The sequence below is a fragment of the Streptomyces sp. yr375 genome, assembly GCF_900110755.1.
GTDB lineage: Bacteria > Actinomycetota > Actinomycetes > Streptomycetales > Streptomycetaceae > Streptomyces.
This window is the reverse complement of sequence record NZ_FOFF01000014.1, coordinates 98,343-116,223: the sequence shown is the minus strand read 5'-3', so window position 1 is coordinate 116,223 and position 17,881 is coordinate 98,343. Positions and strand designations below refer to the sequence as shown.

The 17,881-nt window shown below is 71.6% G+C and carries 18 protein-coding genes; 11 read left to right on the top strand and 7 right to left on the bottom strand.

Translation table 11 applies throughout. The features are described 5' to 3' along the window. Position 1 precedes the first annotated feature (1 nt). The 5 genes from BMZ82_RS16940 to BMZ82_RS16920 all read left to right on the top strand — a co-directional run bounded on the left by BMZ82_RS16940 (position 2) and on the right by BMZ82_RS16920 (position 4,996). Entirely contained in the window at positions 2–940 is a 939-nt protein-coding gene (locus BMZ82_RS16940; RefSeq protein WP_057583994.1) for a coiled-coil domain-containing protein, read from the top strand. Between the two features lie 94 nt (positions 941–1,034). Then, positions 1,035–2,009: an ABC transporter ATP-binding protein gene (locus BMZ82_RS16935; protein ID WP_093776520.1), complete on the top strand. Its 975-nt coding sequence runs from the start codon at positions 1,035–1,037 to the stop codon at positions 2,007–2,009. Between the two features lies 1 nt (position 2,010). After that, complete coding sequence (locus BMZ82_RS16930) at positions 2,011–2,781, top strand: ABC transporter permease (RefSeq protein WP_093776518.1); 771 nt, start codon at positions 2,011–2,013, stop codon at positions 2,779–2,781. 161 nt (positions 2,782–2,942) lie between these two features. Beyond that, the gene (locus tag BMZ82_RS16925; RefSeq protein ID WP_093776516.1) at positions 2,943–4,139 is read left to right on the top strand and encodes an ABC transporter ATP-binding protein; all 1,197 of its coding nucleotides are present in this window, start codon (positions 2,943–2,945) and stop codon (positions 4,137–4,139) included. Next, positions 4,136–4,996, top strand: a complete 861-nt coding sequence (locus tag BMZ82_RS16920; protein ID WP_093776514.1) for an ABC-2 transporter permease — start codon at positions 4,136–4,138, stop codon at positions 4,994–4,996. Before BMZ82_RS16925 ends, BMZ82_RS16920 begins: the two co-directional genes overlap by 4 nt. A 25-nt stretch (positions 4,997–5,021) precedes the next feature. On the opposite strand, the gene BMZ82_RS16915 is transcribed toward BMZ82_RS16920, so the two are convergent. Then, entirely contained in the window at positions 5,022–5,354 is a 333-nt protein-coding gene (locus BMZ82_RS16915; protein ID WP_093776512.1) for an ATP/GTP-binding protein, read from the bottom strand. Between the two features lie 222 nt (positions 5,355–5,576). Between BMZ82_RS16915 and BMZ82_RS16910 the strand changes: the two genes are divergently transcribed. Then, positions 5,577–6,605, top strand: coding sequence for an LLM class flavin-dependent oxidoreductase (locus BMZ82_RS16910; protein WP_093776510.1), 1,029 nt, complete (start codon positions 5,577–5,579; stop codon positions 6,603–6,605). 89 nt (positions 6,606–6,694) lie between these two features. Here the strand turns inward: BMZ82_RS16910 and BMZ82_RS16905 are convergent, their stop codons facing one another. After that, positions 6,695–7,087, bottom strand: a complete 393-nt coding sequence (locus tag BMZ82_RS16905; RefSeq protein ID WP_093776508.1) for an SCO5389 family protein — start codon at positions 7,085–7,087, stop codon at positions 6,695–6,697. 310 nt (positions 7,088–7,397) lie between these two features. On the opposite strand from BMZ82_RS16905, the gene nucS reads away from it, so the two are divergent. Next, positions 7,398–8,069 (top strand): endonuclease NucS, encoded by a 672-nt coding sequence (gene nucS / locus BMZ82_RS16900; protein WP_093776507.1) that lies wholly within the window; start codon positions 7,398–7,400, stop codon positions 8,067–8,069. Positions 8,070–8,151: 82 nt separating this feature from the next. Here nucS and BMZ82_RS16895 read toward each other — a convergent pair whose 3' ends face one another. Continuing rightward, complete coding sequence (locus tag BMZ82_RS16895) at positions 8,152–10,659, bottom strand: ATP-binding protein (protein ID WP_093776505.1); 2,508 nt, start codon at positions 10,657–10,659, stop codon at positions 8,152–8,154. 251 nt (positions 10,660–10,910) lie between these two features. Further along, complete coding sequence (locus tag BMZ82_RS16890) at positions 10,911–11,234, bottom strand: STAS domain-containing protein (RefSeq protein WP_093776503.1); 324 nt, start codon at positions 11,232–11,234, stop codon at positions 10,911–10,913. A 384-nt stretch (positions 11,235–11,618) separates the two neighbouring features. Between BMZ82_RS16890 and BMZ82_RS16885 the strand changes: the two genes are divergently transcribed. Continuing rightward, complete coding sequence (locus BMZ82_RS16885; RefSeq protein ID WP_093776501.1) at positions 11,619–12,191, top strand: cob(I)yrinic acid a,c-diamide adenosyltransferase; 573 nt, start codon at positions 11,619–11,621, stop codon at positions 12,189–12,191. Between the two features lie 113 nt (positions 12,192–12,304). Here the strand turns inward: BMZ82_RS16885 and BMZ82_RS16880 are convergent, their stop codons facing one another. Beyond that, positions 12,305–12,880: a hypothetical protein gene (locus tag BMZ82_RS16880; protein WP_093776499.1), complete on the bottom strand. Its 576-nt coding sequence runs from the start codon at positions 12,878–12,880 to the stop codon at positions 12,305–12,307. A gap of 163 nt (positions 12,881–13,043) precedes the next feature. On the opposite strand from BMZ82_RS16880, the gene BMZ82_RS16875 reads away from it, so the two are divergent. The 3 genes from BMZ82_RS16875 to BMZ82_RS16865 all read left to right on the top strand — a co-directional run bounded on the left by BMZ82_RS16875 (position 13,044) and on the right by BMZ82_RS16865 (position 16,852). Next, on the top strand, positions 13,044–14,219 hold the full coding sequence (locus BMZ82_RS16875; protein ID WP_093776497.1) for a sensor histidine kinase: 1,176 nt from the start codon (positions 13,044–13,046) through the stop codon (positions 14,217–14,219). 5 nt (positions 14,220–14,224) lie between these two features. Beyond that, positions 14,225–14,866, top strand: coding sequence for a response regulator (locus tag BMZ82_RS16870; protein WP_093776623.1), 642 nt, complete (start codon positions 14,225–14,227; stop codon positions 14,864–14,866). A gap of 156 nt (positions 14,867–15,022) precedes the next feature. Then, positions 15,023–16,852, top strand: coding sequence for a glycoside hydrolase family 18 chitinase (locus BMZ82_RS16865; protein ID WP_093776495.1), 1,830 nt, complete (start codon positions 15,023–15,025; stop codon positions 16,850–16,852). A 19-nt stretch (positions 16,853–16,871) separates the two neighbouring features. Here BMZ82_RS16865 and BMZ82_RS16860 read toward each other — a convergent pair whose 3' ends face one another. Both BMZ82_RS16860 and BMZ82_RS16855 read right to left on the bottom strand, forming a co-directional pair. After that, complete coding sequence (locus BMZ82_RS16860) at positions 16,872–17,318, bottom strand: DUF2550 domain-containing protein (protein WP_093776493.1); 447 nt, start codon at positions 17,316–17,318, stop codon at positions 16,872–16,874. A 140-nt stretch (positions 17,319–17,458) separates the two neighbouring features. After that, positions 17,459–17,833 carry a F0F1 ATP synthase subunit epsilon gene (locus tag BMZ82_RS16855; RefSeq protein ID WP_079659511.1) on the bottom strand — a complete coding sequence of 125 codons (375 nt, stop codon included), beginning with the start codon at positions 17,831–17,833 and terminating at the stop codon, positions 17,459–17,461. Between the last annotated feature and the right edge of the window lie 48 nt (positions 17,834–17,881).

Here is a 17,881-nt window from a genome sequence, read left to right as displayed (position 1 = left end):
CATGAGCGACACTTCCCCCTACGGCTTCGAGCTTGTGCGGCGTGGGTACGACCGCGCTCAGGTGGACGAACGCATCTCGAAGCTCGTCTCCGACCGTGACAGCGCTCTGGCCCGTATCACTGCTCTGGAAAAGCGCATCGAGGAGCTCCACCTCGAGACGCAGAACGCCCAGGCCCAGGTAAGCGACGCCGAGCCGTCGTACGCCGGTCTCGGCGCGCGTGTCGAGAAGATCCTCCGCCTCGCCGAGGAAGAGGCCAAGGATCTGCGCGAGGAGGCCCGTCGCGCGGCCGAGCAGCACCGTGAGCTCGCCGAGTCGGCGGCCCAGCAGGTGCGCAACGACGCAGAATCGTTCGCTGCGGAGCGCAAGGCCAAGGCGGAGGACGAGGGCGTCCGGATCGTCGAGAAGGCCAAGAGCGACGCGTCGCAACTGCGTTCCGAGGCGCAGAAGGACGCGCAGTCGAAGCGTGAGGAGGCCGACGCCCTCTTCGAGGAGACCCGCGCCAAGGCCGCGCAGGCCGCCGCCGACTTCGAGACCAACCTCGCCAAGCGCCGTGAGCAGTCGGAGCGCGACCTCGCGTCCCGTCAGCAGAAGGCGGAGAAGCGTCTCGCGGAGATCGAGCACCGTGCGGAGCAGCTTCGTCTCGAGGCCGAGAAGCTGCGCACGGACGCGGAGCGTCGCGCCCGGCAGACCGTCGAGACGGCGCAGCGTCAGGCCGAGGACATCGTGGCCGACGCCAACGCCAAGGCGGACCGCATCCGTTCGGAATCCGAGCGCGAGCTGGCGGCCCTCACCAACCGCCGCGACTCGATCAACGCGCAGCTCACGAACGTCCGCGAGATGCTCGCCACGCTGACCGGTGCCGCGGTGGCCGCGGCCGGCGCGCCGTCCACGGACGACGAGCCGATCTCGCGCGGGGTTCCGGCGCAGCAGTCCCGGTAACCGTCCGGCGCTGCCGCGCTGCGGCGACCGAACATCGGCGAAGCCCTCCGCCACTCCGGTGGCAGGGGGCTTCGTCGCGTTTTAGCGTGTCCGCATGATCGAGCTCGAGGGCCTGACGAAGCGGTACGGCGAGAAGGTCGCGGTGAACAACCTGACCTTCACCGTCAGACCCGGCATCGTCACGGGCTTCCTCGGTCCCAACGGCGCCGGCAAGTCGACCACCATGCGGATGCTGCTGGGCCTCGACCGGCCGACCGCCGGGGACGTGCGGATCGACGGGCAGCACTACGACCGGCTCAAGGACCCCCTGAAGTACATCGGCGCCCTGCTGGACGCCAAGGCCATGCACGGCGGGCGCAGCGCCTTCAACCATCTGCTGTGTCTGGCGCAGAGCAACGGCATCCCGCGGAGCCGGGTGCGCGAGGTGCTGGACACCGTCGGGCTGACCTCGGTGGCGCGGAAGAAGGCGAAGGGGTTCTCGCTGGGCATGGGGCAGCGGCTGGGCATCGCGGGCGCGCTACTGGGCGACCCGCGGATCCTGATGTTCGACGAGCCGGTCAACGGGCTCGACCCCGAGGGCATCCACTGGATCCGCAACCTGATGAAGTCCCTCGCGGCGCAGGGGCGGACCGTGTTCGTCTCCTCCCATCTGATGAGCGAGATGGCGCTGACCGCCGACCATCTCGTCGTCATCGGCCAGGGCCGGCTGCTCGCCGACACCTCCATGGCCGACTTCATCGCGCAGAACTCGCGGTCGTACGTCCGCATCCGCAGCCCGCAGCGCGAGCGGCTGCTCGATGTGCTGCACGACGCCGGGATCACGGTCGTCGAGACGGGCGGCGGGGTGCTGGAGGTGGCCGGCGACAAGTCCGAGCGGATCGGGGAGGTGGCCGCGAGGCACCAGCTCGTGCTGCATGAGCTGAGCCCCCAACAGGCCTCGCTGGAGGAGGCGTTCATGCAGTTGACCGCGGAGTCGGTGGAGTACCACGCGCACTCGGACGAGCAGCCGGGCGGGCGCCCGGACGCGCCCGCCGACCGGCGGTGGGGCGACGACTGGACGAGGAGCTGACATGGCGGCGACCCAGGTCATCCGGTCCGAGTGGACCAAGATCCGGTCGGTGGCGTCCACCATGTGGACCCTGTCCCTCGCCGTGGTCGTCACCATCGCCCTCGGCATGCTGATCTCGGCGCTGTCACGGCACGAGTTCGACCATATGAGCCGGGGCGACCGGCTCTCCTTCGACCCCACGTTCATCAGCTTCGCCGGGATGACCCTCGGCCAGCTCGCGATGATCGTGTTCGGGGTGCTGGTCGTGTCGAACGAGTACAGCACCGGCATGATCCGCACCTCGCTGGCGGCCGTACCGCAGCGCGGCGCCTTCCTGTTCAGCAAGATCGCGGTGGCCGCCGGGCTCTGTCTCGCCGTGGGGCTGGTGACCAGCTTCGTCACGTTCTTCCTCGGGCAGGCCATGCTCGGCTCGCACCGGGCGTCGATCGGGGACAGCGGGGTGCTGCGGGCGGTCGTCGGCGGTGGCCTGTACATGACCCTGATCGCCGTGTTCTCGATGGGCATGGCCACGATGCTGCGCTCGCCGATGCTGTCGCTGGGCATCCTGATGCCGTTCTTCTTCCTGATCTCGAACATCCTCGGCAACGTCTCGGCGACGAAGAAGATCGGCCGCTACCTGCCCGACCAGGCCGGCAGCAGGATCATGCAGGTGGTCACGCCGATCAACGACGACACCCCGTACGGGCCCTGGGGCGGGCTCGCCATCATGGCGCTGTGGGTGGTCGCCGCGCTCGCGGCCGGCTACGTCCTGCTGAAGCGACGCGACGCGTGACCGGGCGCGAGACATGACAGGGTGCAACACCTGACCGAGTACGACGCGTGACGTTCTGGGCTTTGCTTTCTTTTGAGCGGAACCGTCAGCGCCCCGATATCCTCCTAACCCTTACGGGGGCGTGTGCCCTGCTGTCCTGAACCTTTCGATGGGTGCGGAGCATGATCGAGGCTGTCGGCCTGACCAAGCGGTACGGCGACAAGACCGCTGTGTACAACCTTTCCTTCCAGGTACGGCCGGGCGCCGTCACCGGCTTCCTCGGGCCCAACGGCTCGGGCAAGTCGACGACCATGCGGATGATCCTCGGCCTGGACAACCCCACCGCCGGGACGGTGACGATCGGCGGCTACCCGTACCGCAGGCTGCCGAACGCCGCCCGCCAGGTGGGCGCCCTGCTGGACGCCAAGGCCGTGCACGGCGGCCGGCACGCCCGCAACCATCTGCTGTGCCTGGCCCAGTTGTCCGGCATCCCGGCCCGGCGGGTGGACGAGGTGCTCGGCGTCGTCGGCCTCCAGGATGTGGCCAAAAAGCGCTCCAAGGGTTTCTCCCTGGGCATGGGCCAGCGGCTCGGCATCGCCGCCGCGCTGCTCGGCGACCCGCAGGTGCTGCTCTTCGACGAGCCGGTCAACGGCCTCGACCCCGAGGGCATCCTCTGGGTGCGCAACCTGATGAAGTCGCTCGCCGCGGAGGGCCGTACGGTCTTCGTCTCGTCCCACCTGATGAGCGAGATGGCGCTGACGGCCGACCACCTGATCGTCATCGGGCGCGGGCAGCTCCTGTCCGACATGAGCGTGACGGACTTCATCTCGGCCAACTCCGCCGACTTCGCGCGCGTCCGCACCCCGCTCACCGAACCGCACCTGCGCGAGAAGCTGGCCTCCGCGCTCACCGAGGCGGGCGGCCATGTGCTGCCCGAGCAGGACGGCGGGCTGCGCGTGACCGGCCTGCCGCTGCCCCGCATCAGCGACATCGCGCACGACTCCGACGTACGGCTGTGGGAGCTGTCGCCGCACCAGGCATCACTGGAGGAGGCGTACATGCGGATGACGCAGGGCGCCGTCGACTACCGCTCGACCGTCGACCAGAAGGCCGGCCTCCAGGAGCAGCCGCCGCCCGGTCTGCAACCCCCGATGCCGGTCCCGGGCCAGGGCCAGCCCGGCTGGTACGCCCCGCCGCCCCCGCAGCAGCAGGGCTACGCGCCCCCCACGGCCCCCTACGGGTCCTACGCCGCCCCGGGCGCCCCCACCCCTCCCGCGGCCCCCACCGGCCCCAACCCGTACGCCCAGCCGCCCGCAGCCGCGCCCGCCGCGCCGCTGGACGAAGCCCCCGCCCCGACCAAGTCCGAGGACGCCCGATGAGCACCCCGCAGCAGTCGTCGCCGCAGGCCGCGCCCGCCTGGCAGGGGACGTCCGGTCCCGCCTACACCTCGCCGATCCCGATCGTGCGCACGCACCTCGGGCACGCCATCGCCTCGGAGTGGACGAAGATCCGGTCGGTGCGTTCCACGATGTGGACACTGGGCGTGTTCGTGCTGCTCGTCGTCGGCATCGGGCTGCTGGCCGGGGCGGTGGTCTCCGCGAGCGCCACCGAGGCCGACCTCAGCGGCGAGACCGCGCTGTCCTTCGGCTTCTTCGGCGTGCTGCTGGGCAGCATGTGCGTCATCACGCTCGGCGTGCTGACCACCGCCTCGGAGTACGGCACCGGCATGATCCGGACCACGATGGTGGCCTGCCCGTCGCGTGGCCGGGTCCTCGCCGCGAAGGCGATCGTGTTCTTCGCCGTCGCGTTCGTCGTGACGTTCGTGTCGTGCGGCTTCGTCGCGGTGGTGCACGTGGCGATGTTGAGCGAAGCCCGGCAGCCGACCGGCCAGGAGTGGCTGAAGGCCACCTTCGGCGTGTCCCTCTACGTCGCGCTGCTCGGCCTGCTCTCGCTCGCCGTCGGCTCGGTCGTCCGGCACTCGGCCGGTGCCATCACCGTCATGATCGGCGTCCTGCTGGCCCCGCTGGTCGTCGCGATCTTTATGTTCTCGTCGTCCCTGGAGGGCCTGCGCGAGGCCCTGTTCGAGTACTCGATCCCGAACCAGTTGAGCGTCTTCTACTCGACCTCGCTCAGCGAGAGCGGCCCCTCGGGCTGGGACCCGCTGTGGATCGCGCTGGGCGTCACGGCCGTCGCCCTCGGCGGCGCCTTCGCCCTGCTGGAGAAGCGGGACGTGTGACCTCCCGGAAGCCCTTCCGGAAGCCCTAGAACTTGGGCGCGTTACGGGACCGCTGCATCCCCGGGGTGCGGCGGTCCCGCGCGTTCCAGCACGCCTTGTGCCAGTGCCGGCGGTCGTCGACCCCCGCGTGCTCGGGCCAGGCGACGACGTGCGGGACGCCGTCGGGGATCAACTGGTCGCAGCCGGGGCACCGGTACGACTTGCCCTGGGCGCTCGCCCCGGCCACGTGCCGTACGCTCCACCGCTCGCCCTGCCAGCTCTCCGCGGACTGCCAGCCGCCGTAGCGGTTCTCGCGGTCGTCCTCGGCACTGCGGCCGGACGAGCCCTCACCCTTGGGTCGGTTGCGACGCGGGGACACAGGACACCTCACGGGGCTATACAGGGAGCAGGTTTGGCGTCCAGCCTACGCGGCGCGCGCCGGGGTACCCGTAGGGCAGCGAACCGGACAAGTCCCCCCGCCAGATGACGCATTCTGCAGACAATCCGCAAATCTCTCCGCCAGGCCGTGTCCTCGGCACGTGTCAGACGGTTATGCCCGGTGGGGGAGCTCCGCGTCGGAGCCAAGGAAGCGGGAAAGTCCATGCGCGTTGGAAGTTTCGTGTTGGGAGCCCAGTTCCCCGGCCAGGGTCAGGGGGAGGCGCTGCACCGCGCGGTCCGCTCGGCCGAGGTGGCCGAGGAGGCGGGTCTCGACTCGGTCTGGCTGGCCGAGCACCACTTCGTGCCGTACGGCACCTGCCCGTCGGCGGTCACGCTCGCCGCGCTGCTGCTCGGCCGCACCCGGCGGATCCGGGTCGGCACGGCGGTCAGCGTGCTGCCCACCGTCCACCCCGTCGCCCTCGGCGAACAGGCCGCGCTGCTGCACCTGACGAGCGGCGGCCGCTTCTCGCTTGGCGTGGGCCGCGGCGGGCCGTGGGTCGACCTGGAGGTGTTCGGCGCGGGCCTGAAGGCGTACGAACAGGGGTTCCCGGAATCACTCGATCTGCTGATGCGCTGGCTGCGCGACCCCTCGGTGGAGGGCACCGGCGACCGCTTCCGGTTCCGTGAAGTCGCCGTCGTGCCAAGGCCGTCGGAGGCGCTGACGGACGAATCGGGTCCGGAGGTCGTCGTCGCGTGCACCTCGCCGGCGAGCGTGCGGCTGGCCGCCGAGCGCGGCCTGCCGATGCTCCTCGGCATGCACGTGGGGGACGAGGAGAAGGCCGAGATGGTCGCCCTGTGGCGGCGGCACGCCCGCGCCGCCGGGCGGTCCGGGGACGAGATCCGGGACGCGGCGCATGTCTCGGCGGGCGTCTGCCAGATCGCGGACCGGCGCACGGACGCGGTGGAGACGCTGGTGAAGGCGATGCCGGGCTGGCTGCGCCAGGGGCTCGACGCCCATGTGACGGTGGACGGCCGGGCCCGCGGCATGCGGGACCCGGTGGCGTACACCGAACTGCTCTGCGGGCTGCATCCGGTGGGCACCCCTCGACTGTGCGTCGACCGCCTCGCGGCGACCAGCGAGCGCACCGGCGTCTCGCGCTTCGCCCTGCTCGTCGAGGGCTCCGGCGATCTGGCCGCCACCGAGGAGAACGTACGACGGCTGGGCTCGGAGGTGCTCCCCCACCTCCGATGAACAGCCCAGCCGACCACGAAGCCTGCCGCTCCCGTACTGATGGCACCTCCCGCGTCAGGAGCGGCAAGCATCAGGCTCACACGGGTGCCTCAGCAGTCCCGGAACTCGGGTGACTGGTTCAGCACCTGGCTGCGGACCGAGGTGAAGCGGGCCAGCTTGTCGTCCACTGCCGCGTTCAGCGGGAACACCGCCACGCGGTGGCAGTTCTGGAAGGCCAGCCGTACACCGAAGTGCCGCTGCAGCGCACCGCGTATCGCGTCACTGGCGAGCGCGCGCAGCAACTGTCCGCGTGCCTGCTCGTCCGGCGGGGGCGTCTGGTTGTCGGCGAAGGCTCCGCCGTCCACCTTTAGCTGGGCCACCAGCGAGCTGACCATCTCCCACGCATAGGGCAGGGAGGTCCGGACGCAGTCGACGAATTCTGCTTCGTCGACCTCGCCTCGCTCGGCCTGTTCGAGTAGGGCCGGTGAGACGTCGAGCGACATGAGTACTCCTCTCGCACCCCCGCAACAACAGGGGTTGCCGGACAGGGAAAGGGAGTTCGCATGTCGAAATACCGCACACGCTGAGTACACGCATCGCGACCTCCCGTTCACTACGGTAGGCAACGGACGGTGACCGCACCAGGAGATTGAGTACATAGAAAACCCCAAGTAGGCACACAATCGGCCACTGTCGAACGATTGTTTTCCAGATCAAAAGGGGCGGGCCCGGAGGGGTCCCGGTTGCGGGTGGTGGTGGCGGACGGGCGGGCGAATCGTGTGCCGCGTGCGGCGTCCGATAGCGTTGCGCCCCATGCGTCTCGTCATCGCCCGGTGCTCCGTGGACTACGCCGGCCGGCTCACCGCCCACCTGCCCTCCGCCCCCCGTCTCATCCTGGTGAAGGCGGACGGCAGCGTCTCGATCCACGCGGACGACCGGGCCTACAAGCCCCTGAACTGGATGTCGCCGCCCTGCACCCTGAAGGAGGGCGCGGGCGACGAGGAAGGCGTCTGGACCGTCGTCAACAAAGGCGGCGAAAAGCTGATCATCACGATGGAGGAGATCCTCCATGATTCGTCGCACGAACTCGGTGTCGACCCCGGTCTGATCAAGGACGGCGTGGAAGCACACCTTCAGGAACTGCTCGCCGACCGCATCGAGACCCTCGGCGACGGCTACACCCTCATCCGCCGCGAGTACATGACCGCCATCGGCCCGGTCGACATCCTGTGCCGGGACGCGACCGGCCAGACCGTCGCGGTGGAGATCAAGCGGCGCGGCGAGATCGACGGCGTCGAGCAACTCACCCGCTACCTGGAGCTGTTGAACCGCGACCCCCATCTGGCCCCGGTCCGCGGTGTGTTCGCCGCCCAGGAGATCAAGCCCCAGGCCCGCGTCCTCGCCACCGACCGCGGCATCGGCTGCCAGGTCCTGGACTACGACGCGATGCGCGGCATCGAGGACGACAAACTGCGCCTGTTCTGAGTTCGGCTACGGCTACGGCTACGACGAGAAGGGCCGGGTTCCTGTGACAGGAACCCGGCCCTTCTCGCGTGCGTGCCGAGGCTCAGATCACCTGCTCCGGCGAGGCCGACGCGGAGGAGTCGGCGGACGTCGGGCTGCCGGCCGACATGGAGTTCGAGGCGGGCGGGGTGGTGCCCGCCGAGGGCGTGCCGGTGGGGACGGACTCCGTCGGCGTCGGCGACGCCGAGCCGCCCGTACCGCTGGTGGACGACCCGGTCGGCGTCGGCGACTCGGACCCTGGCCCGGTCCCGGACGTCGCGCTCGGCGACGGCTTCTCGGTCGGCGTCGGAGACGACTCCCCGCCCCCCGGCCCGTCCGAGCTGCTCGCCTCCGACGACGGCTCGGCCTCCCCCGTGGGCGTCGGATCGTCCGACGTGCCCATCGTGCCGTCCGGACCCGGGTCCGTCGGCCGGCTGGTCGCGACGCCCGTGTCGGTGGAGCCGTTGTCATCGGACGGGGTGTCGGAGTCCAGGCCGTCGTCGCTCGCGCCGGGGCTGGCCGAGGGGTTGACGCCGAGCTGGCGGGAGGGGTCGTCGGGGTGGTTGTCGGAGGTCGCGCCGAGGGTGACGACGGTGCCGAGCACGGCGGCGAGCAGCGTGCCCGCGCCGACCGCGACGAGGTTGCGCTTGGCCAGGCTCTTGAGGCCGCCGCGGCTGTGGTGGACCGGCGCGGCGGGCGGACTGCGGTGGGCGACGACGGTCTCGGCGTCCGGCGGGAACGTCGGCAGCGCCGCCTGGACGGCGCGCGGCGTGAACGCCGTCTCCTCGCGGCGGGCGGCGGGCGCCTCCTCGGCGGCCGTCGCCGTGGCCGCCAGGCCCGGTACGTCGCCCGAGGCGTCGGCGACCAGGGCGAGGGCGCGGCGGCCCGCGACGGTGCCGCGCTTGTCGGCGATGGCCCCGCGCAGGGCGAGGGAGGCCTCCAACTCGGAGCGGGCCCGGTCGAGTTCACCGGCGCACAGGGCGAGGACGCCCAGCTCGTGGTGGAAGTAGGCGCGGTCGGCGGACTCGCCGGCCAGCCGGGCGGCCTCCGCGCCCTCGTGCAGGGCGGCCTCCCAGGCGCTCCAGTGCAGGCCCGCGGCGAACGCGGGCGCGGCGGTGCGGGCGAGCTGGACGGAGGTGCTCTCCTCGTCCGGCGCGGGCCGGGTCGTCGTGGGGACGACGACGGTGAGGGCGGCGAGCACGGCGTCGGCCTCCGCGCAGACCCGGGCCGGGGTGACCGAGGGGTGTCCGGCCCACCAGGCGTAGTGCTGGGCGGCGGTGTGGGCGTGGGCCTCGACGTCGTCGCCGTATCCGGCGGCCTCCAGTTGGGCCTGGACGCCGGCGGCGAGCCGGTAGCGGGTGCCGACCGGGGAGACGAGTCCGCAGTCGGTCAGTTCGCCGAGGGCGGCGTCGGCGTGGGTGTCGCCGACCAGGGCGGGCAGATGGGCCTGGTGCGGGATCTCGCCGCCGAGGGCGACGGCGAAGCGCAGGGTGGCGCGGGCGGAGCCGCTGAGGCGGGCGGCGAGCAGCGGCGCGGGCGCGGCGGCCTCGCCGAGCGACGGCAGGGGTATCTCCTCGGCCTCGCCCGCCCCGGCGACGGCGTCGACGGATCCGGTGAGCGGCCGGGCGTCCTCGAAGACGCCGAACGCGTCGACGACGTCGACGCCGGCCCGCAACCGGTCGCGCTGCGAGAGCAGCGCACCGGCCTGGACGAACCGCAGCGGCAGGCCCTCGGACTCGAACCAGAGGTCGCCGGCCCAGTTGGCCTCCTCCTCGGTGAGGACGCGGCCGACGGCGCGCTCGATGACCTCGACGCCGCCCGCCCGGTCCAGTCCGGAGAGGACGACCTCCTCGACGGCGGAGTCAGCCGACGGCAGCGGGGTGTCGGGGGTCGCGCCGAGCAGGAACGCGCACTCGGGCGTCGCGTCCAGCAGGGCGTCCAGGGCGGCCCCGCCGAGGGCGAGGTCGTCGATGACGACGACCGCGCCGATCTCCCGGACGAGGGCGCGCAGGTCGTCGCCGTCGGGGCGGTGGCGGGGGGCGTCGTAGACGGCGTGGAAGAGCTCCTGCAACAGGTCGGCGGTGCTGCGGCCGTGGCCGGTGAGGCGGACGACGCCGTCGGGGGCGAGGTCCTCGCAGTCCTCGGCGACGAGGTCGAGGAGGCTGGTGCGGCCGGAGCCGGGGGCGCCGGTGAGGCGGACGGAGCGGCCGCGGGCGAGGAAGCGGACGAGCTGTTCGCGTTCGTCCTGGCGGCCCAGCAGCGGCGGTGCGGTCCTGGCGGGGGCGGGCGGCCGGGCGGCGCGGTCGGCCTCGGCGCGCTGCTCGGGGCTGCGCTTCGCGGGCCGTTCGGGCTGCCCGGTGGGCGGGCGGAGTTCTATCTCGCTGCCGTCGACCGGGTTGACGGTGAGCAGGTGCGCCCCGGCGACGAGCCGCACGGTGCGGGCCAGGGCCGGCGCGTGCTGGCCGAAGTCGGGGGTGAGGGGGTCCCTGGACGGGCGCGGGCGCGGCGCGTGGCCGTCGCCGCCTTGGCCGTCCCGGCCGTACTCCTCGGGTCCCCGGGTGTTCGGGTCCATAGGTCTAGCCCCCCAAAAGCGTCGTGTGGCGGTAGCCCCTCCCGGCCGTGCTGCACACTGCGCGCTGTCGCTTCTGGTCCGGTGCCCGCTCGAAGGCTGAGGGCGGCGGGCAGACGAACCGTAAACCTTCGCACAGTATCCAGGACAGCCCGGGGTGCCGGGCCGCCCGAACCGTCACGGTCTCGTGAGGATTGCGCCCGTCGCGCGCCGCCCGTCGCACGGGGTCCGTCGCAGGCCACGCGCCCCGCGGGTCACACCCGGGGCAGGGACTCCGCGCCGATGCCGCCCTCGATGGCGAGGATCCGGTGCAGCCGGGTGGCCACCAGCAGGCGTTGCATCTGCGGAGGCACGCCACGCAGCACCAGTCGCCGGCCACGGCGGCCGGCCCGTCGGTGGACGCCCATGATGACGCCGAGTCCGGTGGCGTCCCAGAAGTCCAGCTCCGACAGGTCCAGCACCAGGTCGCCGACTCCGTCGTCGACGGCCGTGTGCAGGGCCGTACGGGCGTCCGCCGCGCTGCGGACGTCGAGGCGGCCCCCGACGACCAGCTCGACGTGGTCGCCCCTGATGTGCATAGCGCTCCCCTAGGCGTGCGTCGTGTGCTCCGCGGTGTGGTGTCCGGTGTTGCATCCTCTGACTGCGCCGAGCGGTCGGAGGTTGCCGTCTGTGAGCGAACCGATACCGAATTCACCCGCAGGGGTGAGGCCCATGGGGCCTGTGCGGTTTCGGTGCCTGGAGAAGCCCTGCCCGCTCACGCGTCCGATGTCACCGGTGTCAGCCATCCGGCGCATCGGTGTGACTCTGGCGGGAGATTAGCGCTCGCGCGGGCACTGTGTGACCGCTTAGTAACGCGGCTCACGTCTCATGGCGTGAGACACCGGTCACGTCGTCAATTGCTGTCCGTTTCACTCCTGTTCCCACCGATTGGTGGCACCGTCCGATCGGTCTAGATTGGCCGCATGGTGAATCTGACGCGCATCTATACGAAGACCGGCGACAAGGGCACCACCAACCTCGGCGACATGAGCCGGGTCGCCAAGACCGACCTCAGGATCGCCGCGTACGCCGACGTCAACGAGGCGAACGCGGTGCTCGGCACGGCGCTCGCGCTGGGCGAACTCGACGAGGAGGTCGTCAAGGTCCTCACCCGCGTCCAGAACGACCTGTTCGACGTGGGCGCGGACCTGTCGACGCCGGTGGTGGAGAACCCGCAGTACCCGCCCCTGCGGGTGGAGCAGTTCTACATCGACCGGCTGGAGACGGACTGCGACCACTTCAACGAGCAGGTGGAGAAGCTCCGCTCGTTCATCCTCCCCGGCGGCACCCCGGGCGCGGCCCTGCTCCACCACGCCTGCACGGTCGTCCGCCGCGCCGAACGCTCCACCTGGGCCGCCCTGGAGACCCACGCCGCCCTCATGAACCCCCTCACCGCGACCTACCTCAACCGCCTCTCGGACCTGCTGTTCATCCTGGCGCGCGTGGCCAACCGGGATGTGGGAGACGTCTTGTGGGTTCCTGGCGGCGAACGCTGAGAAAACCCACCCCCGGCCGGGGGTCCGGGGGTTGCCCCCGGAACATGCGGCATCCTGGCGCGCGTCGCCAACAAGGCCGCCGGGGACGTGCTCTGGGTGCCGGGCAGCGAGCGCTAACGCATCTTGGCCTGTTCCCGACGCGCACCGCCCTCGCCCTTCGGCCGCTTCTTCGGGAACAGGGTGTAGCTCGCGGCGATGACAACGTTGACACCGATGACGAACAGCATCCGCTGCTGCCACGCCCGCAGCGAGCCGATGTCGCCGTCCCCGCCGACGTACCAGGCGGCCGCCTGGAGCAGGCCGAGGGCGACCAGCGCGGCGACGGTCCAGCGGCCCGCGACCCGCCACTCGTGGACGGCGCGGGCCGTGCCGTACTTCGGCGGCCGCACGGGCGGCGGACCGCCGGCGAAGCGGTGGGCGACACGGGCGTCGGCCCACCTGAGGGTGGAGTGACCGAAGCCCACGGTGAAGCCGAGGTAGACGGCGGCGAGACCGTGCCGCCAGTCCGGCTCGGCGCCGTTCCGGAGGTCGATCGCGGTCACGGCGAACAGCACGATCTCCAGCAGCGGCTCGCACAGCAGCAGGGCCAGGCCCAGCCGCGGCATCCGGAACACGTACCGGAAGGCCAGTCCGGCGGCCAGCAGCACCCAGAAGGCCACCTCGCAGGCGATGATCAGTCCGACGATCACGGTTCGCTCCTCTCGCTCTCCTTCCCAGGCTCCCGTGCGCGTGAGCGCGTCTCGTCGGCGGTGGGGACGAGGTCGGTGCCCGTCGCGGTACATCGAAAGATGCAGTTCGGGACCGTCCTCGGGGTGCAGGCGGCCGGGGCGTGGGGCGTGTTGGATGGAGGGCATGGCCGTACGAGGACTGCCCCGCCCGCACCGGTTCGACGTGTACGTCGCGGCCGGCGGGCTGCTGGGCGGCCTGCTGCTGGCGGTCCTGGGGCTGGGCACCCGGCCGGCCAAGGACCCGATCGTGCTGCTCGACGGCCCCTGGCCGGTCCTGGCGGCGCTGGGCGTGATGGCCGGCTGCGAGGTGCTGCGCCGGGTCGCGCCGCGCACGGCGCTGCTGGCCGGCACGGCCGCGATCGTCCTGGACACCTGCACCCAGGGCAGCCTGGTCACGGTCCTGATGTTCACCGACCTCATGTACGCGGCCGTCCTGTACGGCCCGCTCGCCTCGGCCCGCCGCATCCAGTGGATCACCGGCCTGCTGACGGTGGCCGGGACGCTGGTGCCGTTCGCGGTGTGGCGCGCGCCGGAGACCCTGCTGATCGGCGTGGTGATCGGCATCGTGGCCTACGGTCCCGCCGCCACCGGCTGGATCGTCCGCAACCACCGTGACGCCGCCGAGGCCGCCCGGCTGCGCGCCGAACAGACCGCGCTGCTCGCGGAGATGGACCGCGCCCAGGCCGTCACGAGCGAACGGGCGCGGATGGCACGGGAGTTGCACGACATGGTCGCCAACCACCTGTCCGCGATCGCCATCCACTCGACGGCGGCCCTCTCGATCGACGAGCCGGGCACCTCCCGGCAGGCCCTGTCCGTCATCCGCGAGAACAGTGTCGAAGGGCTCGCGGAGATGCGGCGGCTGATCGGGATCCTGCGCGACGGCAGCGAGGACCACGAACCCGCCGCCGCTCCCACCCTGGACGGCCTGGCGGCGCTCGTCGGCGGCGCCCGCGCCAACGGCCTGGACGTCGCCCTGCACGCCGAGCACGGCCAGGTCCCCGCCCCCGTCGAACTCGCCGCCTACCGCATCGTCCAGGAGTCACTGACCAACGCCCTCAAGCACGCGCCCCCCGGCCGGGTCACCGTCGCCCTCGCCCAGCGCGACGGCGTGCTCGACGTCCGGGTGCGCAGCCCCTACGGCCACCGGGACGGGCCCCGCGCCCCGGGTTCGGGGGCCGGGCTGATCGGGATGCGGGAGCGGGCGGCGCTGCTGGGCGGCGCGTTCGACGCCGGGCCCGAGGGCGCTCACTGGACGGTGCGCGCCACGTTCCCCCTCGCGGAAGGAGAGCCCGCGTGAGCTCCGTGATCCGGGTCCTGGTCGCCGAGGACCAGTCGGCCGTGCGCGCCGGGCTCGTCCTCATCCTGGGCAGCGCGCCCGACATCGAGGTGGTCGGGGAGGCGGCGGACGGGGAGCAAGCGGTGGCGCTGGCCCGCGAGTTGAGGCCGGATCTGGTTCTGATGGACCTTCAGATGCCGCGTCTGGACGGGGTGTCGGCGACCCGGCTGGTCGTCGCGGAGGGCCTCGCCGACGTCCTGGTGCTGACCACCTTCGACCTCGACGCGTACGTGTTCGGGGCGCTGCGGGCGGGCGCTGCCGGGTTCCTGCTGAAGAACACGGAGGCGAGGGACCTGTTGGCGGCGGTCCGCACGGTGGCGGCCGGCGAGGGCATGATCGCCCCGGCCGTGACCCGCCGGCTGATCGCCGAGTTCGCGGCGAAGCCGGTACGGGGGCCGAGGGCCGACCCCGCCGTCCTCGACAGCCTCACCCGGCGCGAGCGCGAGGTGCTGGCCTGTCTCGGCGAGGGGCTGTCCAACGCGGGGATCGCCGAGCGCCTCGACATGGCGGAGGCGACGGTGAAGACGCACGTCAGCCGGCTGCTGGGCAAGCTGGAGCTGCGCAGCCGGGTGCAAGCGGCGGTGCTGGCACAGGAGTTGGGGATCTAGAGCGCCCACGAAGAGGCCGACGGATGGGCCGGCGGCGAGGCCAACACCTAGATGGTCCAGACCTATTGACCGATGGTCCAGACCTTTCTATTCTCGCGGCACCGTGGGCGTGAGGGCTCAGCCACGCCCCCCCAACTCCCCTTGAGGAGACGCCGGATGCGCTTCAGACACCGAGCCGCGGCAGGATTCGCGGCCCTGCTGCTCCCGCTCGCCGGACTGGCCGGCCTCGCGAGCCCCGCCCGCGCCGCCGCGGATGCCGTATCGGCCACCGCCACCTACACCAAGGCCTCCGACTGGGGCACCGGCTTCGAGGGCCGCTGGACGGTGACGAACACCGGTGCCACCGCCCTCGGTTCATGGACGGTGGAATGGGACTTCCCGTCCGGCACGTCCGTCACCTCCGCCTGGGACGCCGACGTCACGTCCGCCGGCACCCACTGGACCGCCAGGAACAAGTCCTACAACGGCACGATCGCCCCCGGCGCCTCCCTCTCCTTCGGCTTCAACGGCGCGGGCCCCGGCTCCCCCGCCAACTGCAAGCTGAACGGCGGCAGTTGTGACGGCACGACGGTCCCCGGCGACGCCGCCCCGTCCGCCCCCGGCACCCCCACCGCCTCGGGCGTCACCGACACCTCGGTGAAACTGACCTGGTCCGCCGCCACCGACGACCACGGCATCAAGAACTACGACGTCCTGCGCGACGGCGCGAAGGTCGCCACCGTGACGACGACCTCGTACACCGACACCGGCCTCACCGCAGGCACCGACTACTCCTACGCCGTCCAGGCCCGCGACACCGCCGACCAGAGCGGACCGGCCGGCGGCGCGGTCGCCGTCCACACCACCGGCGGCACCACTCCCCCGACCAACGGCGACAAGGTCAAGCTCGGCTACTTCACCGAGTGGGGCATCTACGGCCGCAACTACCAGGTCAAGAACCTGGTGACGTCCGGCTCCGCCGCGAAGATCACGCACATCAACTACGCCTTCGGCAACGTCACGAACGGCAAGTGCGCGATCGGCGACTCCTACGCCGACTACGACAAGGCGTTCACCGCCGACCAGTCCGTCAGCGGCGTCGCCGACACCTGGGACCAGCCGCTGCGCGGCAACTTCAACCAGTTGCGGCAGCTCAAGGCCAAGTACCCGGGCCTCAAGGTGCTGTGGTCGTTCGGCGGCTGGACCTGGTCCGGCGGCTTCGCCCAGGCCGCCGCCAACCCGGCGGCCTTCGCCCAGTCCTGCTACGACCTGATCGAGGACCCACGCTGGGCCGACGTCTTCGACGGCATCGACATCGACTGGGAGTACCCCAACGCCTGCGGCCTGTCCTGCGACACCAGCGGGGCGGCGGCCTACAAGAACCTGATGGCCGCCCTGCGCGCCAAGTTCGGCACCGGCAACCTCGTCACCGCGGCCACCACCGCCGACGGCAGCACCGGCGGCAAGATCGACGCGGCCGACTACGCGGGCGCGGCGGCGTACGTCGACTGGTACAACGTCATGACGTACGACTTCTTCGGCGCGTGGGCCGCCCAGGGCCCGACGGCCCCGCACTCCCCGCTCACCTCGTACAGCGGCATCCCCACGGCCGGATTCAGCACGGCCGACGCGATGGCCAAGTTCAGGGCGAAGGGCGTCCCCGCGAGCAAGCTGCTCATCGGCATCGGCTTCTACGGCCGTGGCTGGACCGGCGTCGCCCAGGACGCCCCGGGCGGCACGGCGACGGGCCCGGCGTCGGGGACGTACGAACAGGGCATCGAGGACTACAAGGTCCTCAAGACGTCCTGCCCGGCCACCGGCACCATCGCCGGCACGGCATACGCGCACTGCGGCAGCAACTGGTGGTCCTACGACACCCCGGCCACCATCGCCACCAAGCTGGCCTGGGCCAAGAGCCAGGGCCTGGGCGGCGCGTTCTTCTGGGAGTTCAGCGGCGACACCGCGGGCGGCGAGCTGGTGAACGCCATCAACAGCGGGCTGTCGTAAGGGAGTTGCCCGAAGAGAACTAGGCGACGTTGACGCGCTGTCCGGGCGGAGCCGCCTCCAGCCAGGCGAGGAAACCGGTCAGCGCGTCTTCACTCATGGCGAGTTCGAGACGCGTGCCCCGGTGCAGGCAGACCAGGACGACGGCATCGGACAGCAGCGCCAACTCCTCCTCGCCCTCGGGGAGACGGCGGCCGGCCACCTCGATCGAGCCGCGCTCCAGGACCCGGCGCGGGCGGTAGGCGTAGGAGAAGACGCGGTACCACTCGATGCGGTCGCCGTTGTAGCGGGCGACCCCGTAGCTCCAGCCTTTGCCGCTGGTGTCCGGTTTCTCGGGGACGTCCCAGCGCAGGGAGCAGTCGAAGGTGCCGCCGGAACGCTGGATGAGTCTGCGGCGCAGACCGAAGACGAAAAGCCCCAGCGCCACCAGGGCCACGACGATTCCGCACACAGTCAGAGCGAGGACCATCGACACCGACCTCCTCGTCTCCTAGGTACCGAAAATAGGTAACGGAACGGAAAAAACATCCATATCTGCCTCAGCCGCGGTCGGCTCCGGATTGCTCCGGAGCCGACCGCGGCTGAGTGACGTCAGGCAGCTCGCGCGGGTTAGCGCGTAGCCGCCGCACGCAGTCGTACGTCCGCGCGGCGCTCGGCGGCGGCGTCGCCCTCCGCCTTCGCGCGCTCGAGCTCGCGCTCCACGCGCTGGACATCGATCTCGTCCGACAGCTCGGCGATCTCGGCCAGCAGCGACAGCTTGTTGTCCGCGAACGAGATGAAACCGCCGTGCACCGCGGCGACGACCGTTCCACCATCACTCGTACGGATGGTCACCGGGCCCGACTCCAGCACACCGAGCAGCGGCTGGTGACCGGGCATGACGCCGATGTCGCCGGACGTGGTGCGCGCGACGACCAGGGTGGCCTCGCCGGACCAGACCTCTCGGTCGGCCGCGACCAGCGCGACGTGCAGCTCAGCAGCCAAGGTGGCTCCTCGGGTCACCACCCGGCGGGTTCTGCCGGGTGTTGGTTA

Coding starts and splice junctions, on each gene's coding strand:
- BMZ82_RS16940 (WP_057583994.1), top strand. CDS start 2: ATGAGCGACACTTCCCCCTACGGCTTCGAGCTTGTGCGGCGTGGGTAC.
- BMZ82_RS16935 (WP_093776520.1), top strand. CDS start 1,035: ATGATCGAGCTCGAGGGCCTGACGAAGCGGTACGGCGAGAAGGTCGCG.
- BMZ82_RS16930 (WP_093776518.1), top strand. CDS start 2,011: ATGGCGGCGACCCAGGTCATCCGGTCCGAGTGGACCAAGATCCGGTCG.
- BMZ82_RS16925 (WP_093776516.1), top strand. CDS start 2,943: ATGATCGAGGCTGTCGGCCTGACCAAGCGGTACGGCGACAAGACCGCT.
- BMZ82_RS16920 (WP_093776514.1), top strand. CDS start 4,136: ATGAGCACCCCGCAGCAGTCGTCGCCGCAGGCCGCGCCCGCCTGGCAG.
- BMZ82_RS16910 (WP_093776510.1), top strand. CDS start 5,577: ATGCGCGTTGGAAGTTTCGTGTTGGGAGCCCAGTTCCCCGGCCAGGGT.
- BMZ82_RS16905 (WP_093776508.1), bottom strand. CDS start 7,087: ATGTCGCTCGACGTCTCACCGGCCCTACTCGAACAGGCCGAGCGAGGC.
- nucS (WP_093776507.1), top strand. CDS start 7,398: ATGCGTCTCGTCATCGCCCGGTGCTCCGTGGACTACGCCGGCCGGCTC.
- BMZ82_RS16895 (WP_093776505.1), bottom strand. CDS start 10,659: ATGGACCCGAACACCCGGGGACCCGAGGAGTACGGCCGGGACGGCCAA.
- BMZ82_RS16890 (WP_093776503.1), bottom strand. CDS start 11,234: ATGCACATCAGGGGCGACCACGTCGAGCTGGTCGTCGGGGGCCGCCTC.
- BMZ82_RS16885 (WP_093776501.1), top strand. CDS start 11,619: ATGGTGAATCTGACGCGCATCTATACGAAGACCGGCGACAAGGGCACC.
- BMZ82_RS16875 (WP_093776497.1), top strand. CDS start 13,044: ATGGCCGTACGAGGACTGCCCCGCCCGCACCGGTTCGACGTGTACGTC.
- BMZ82_RS16865 (WP_093776495.1), top strand. CDS start 15,023: ATGCGCTTCAGACACCGAGCCGCGGCAGGATTCGCGGCCCTGCTGCTC.
- BMZ82_RS16860 (WP_093776493.1), bottom strand. CDS start 17,318: ATGGTCCTCGCTCTGACTGTGTGCGGAATCGTCGTGGCCCTGGTGGCG.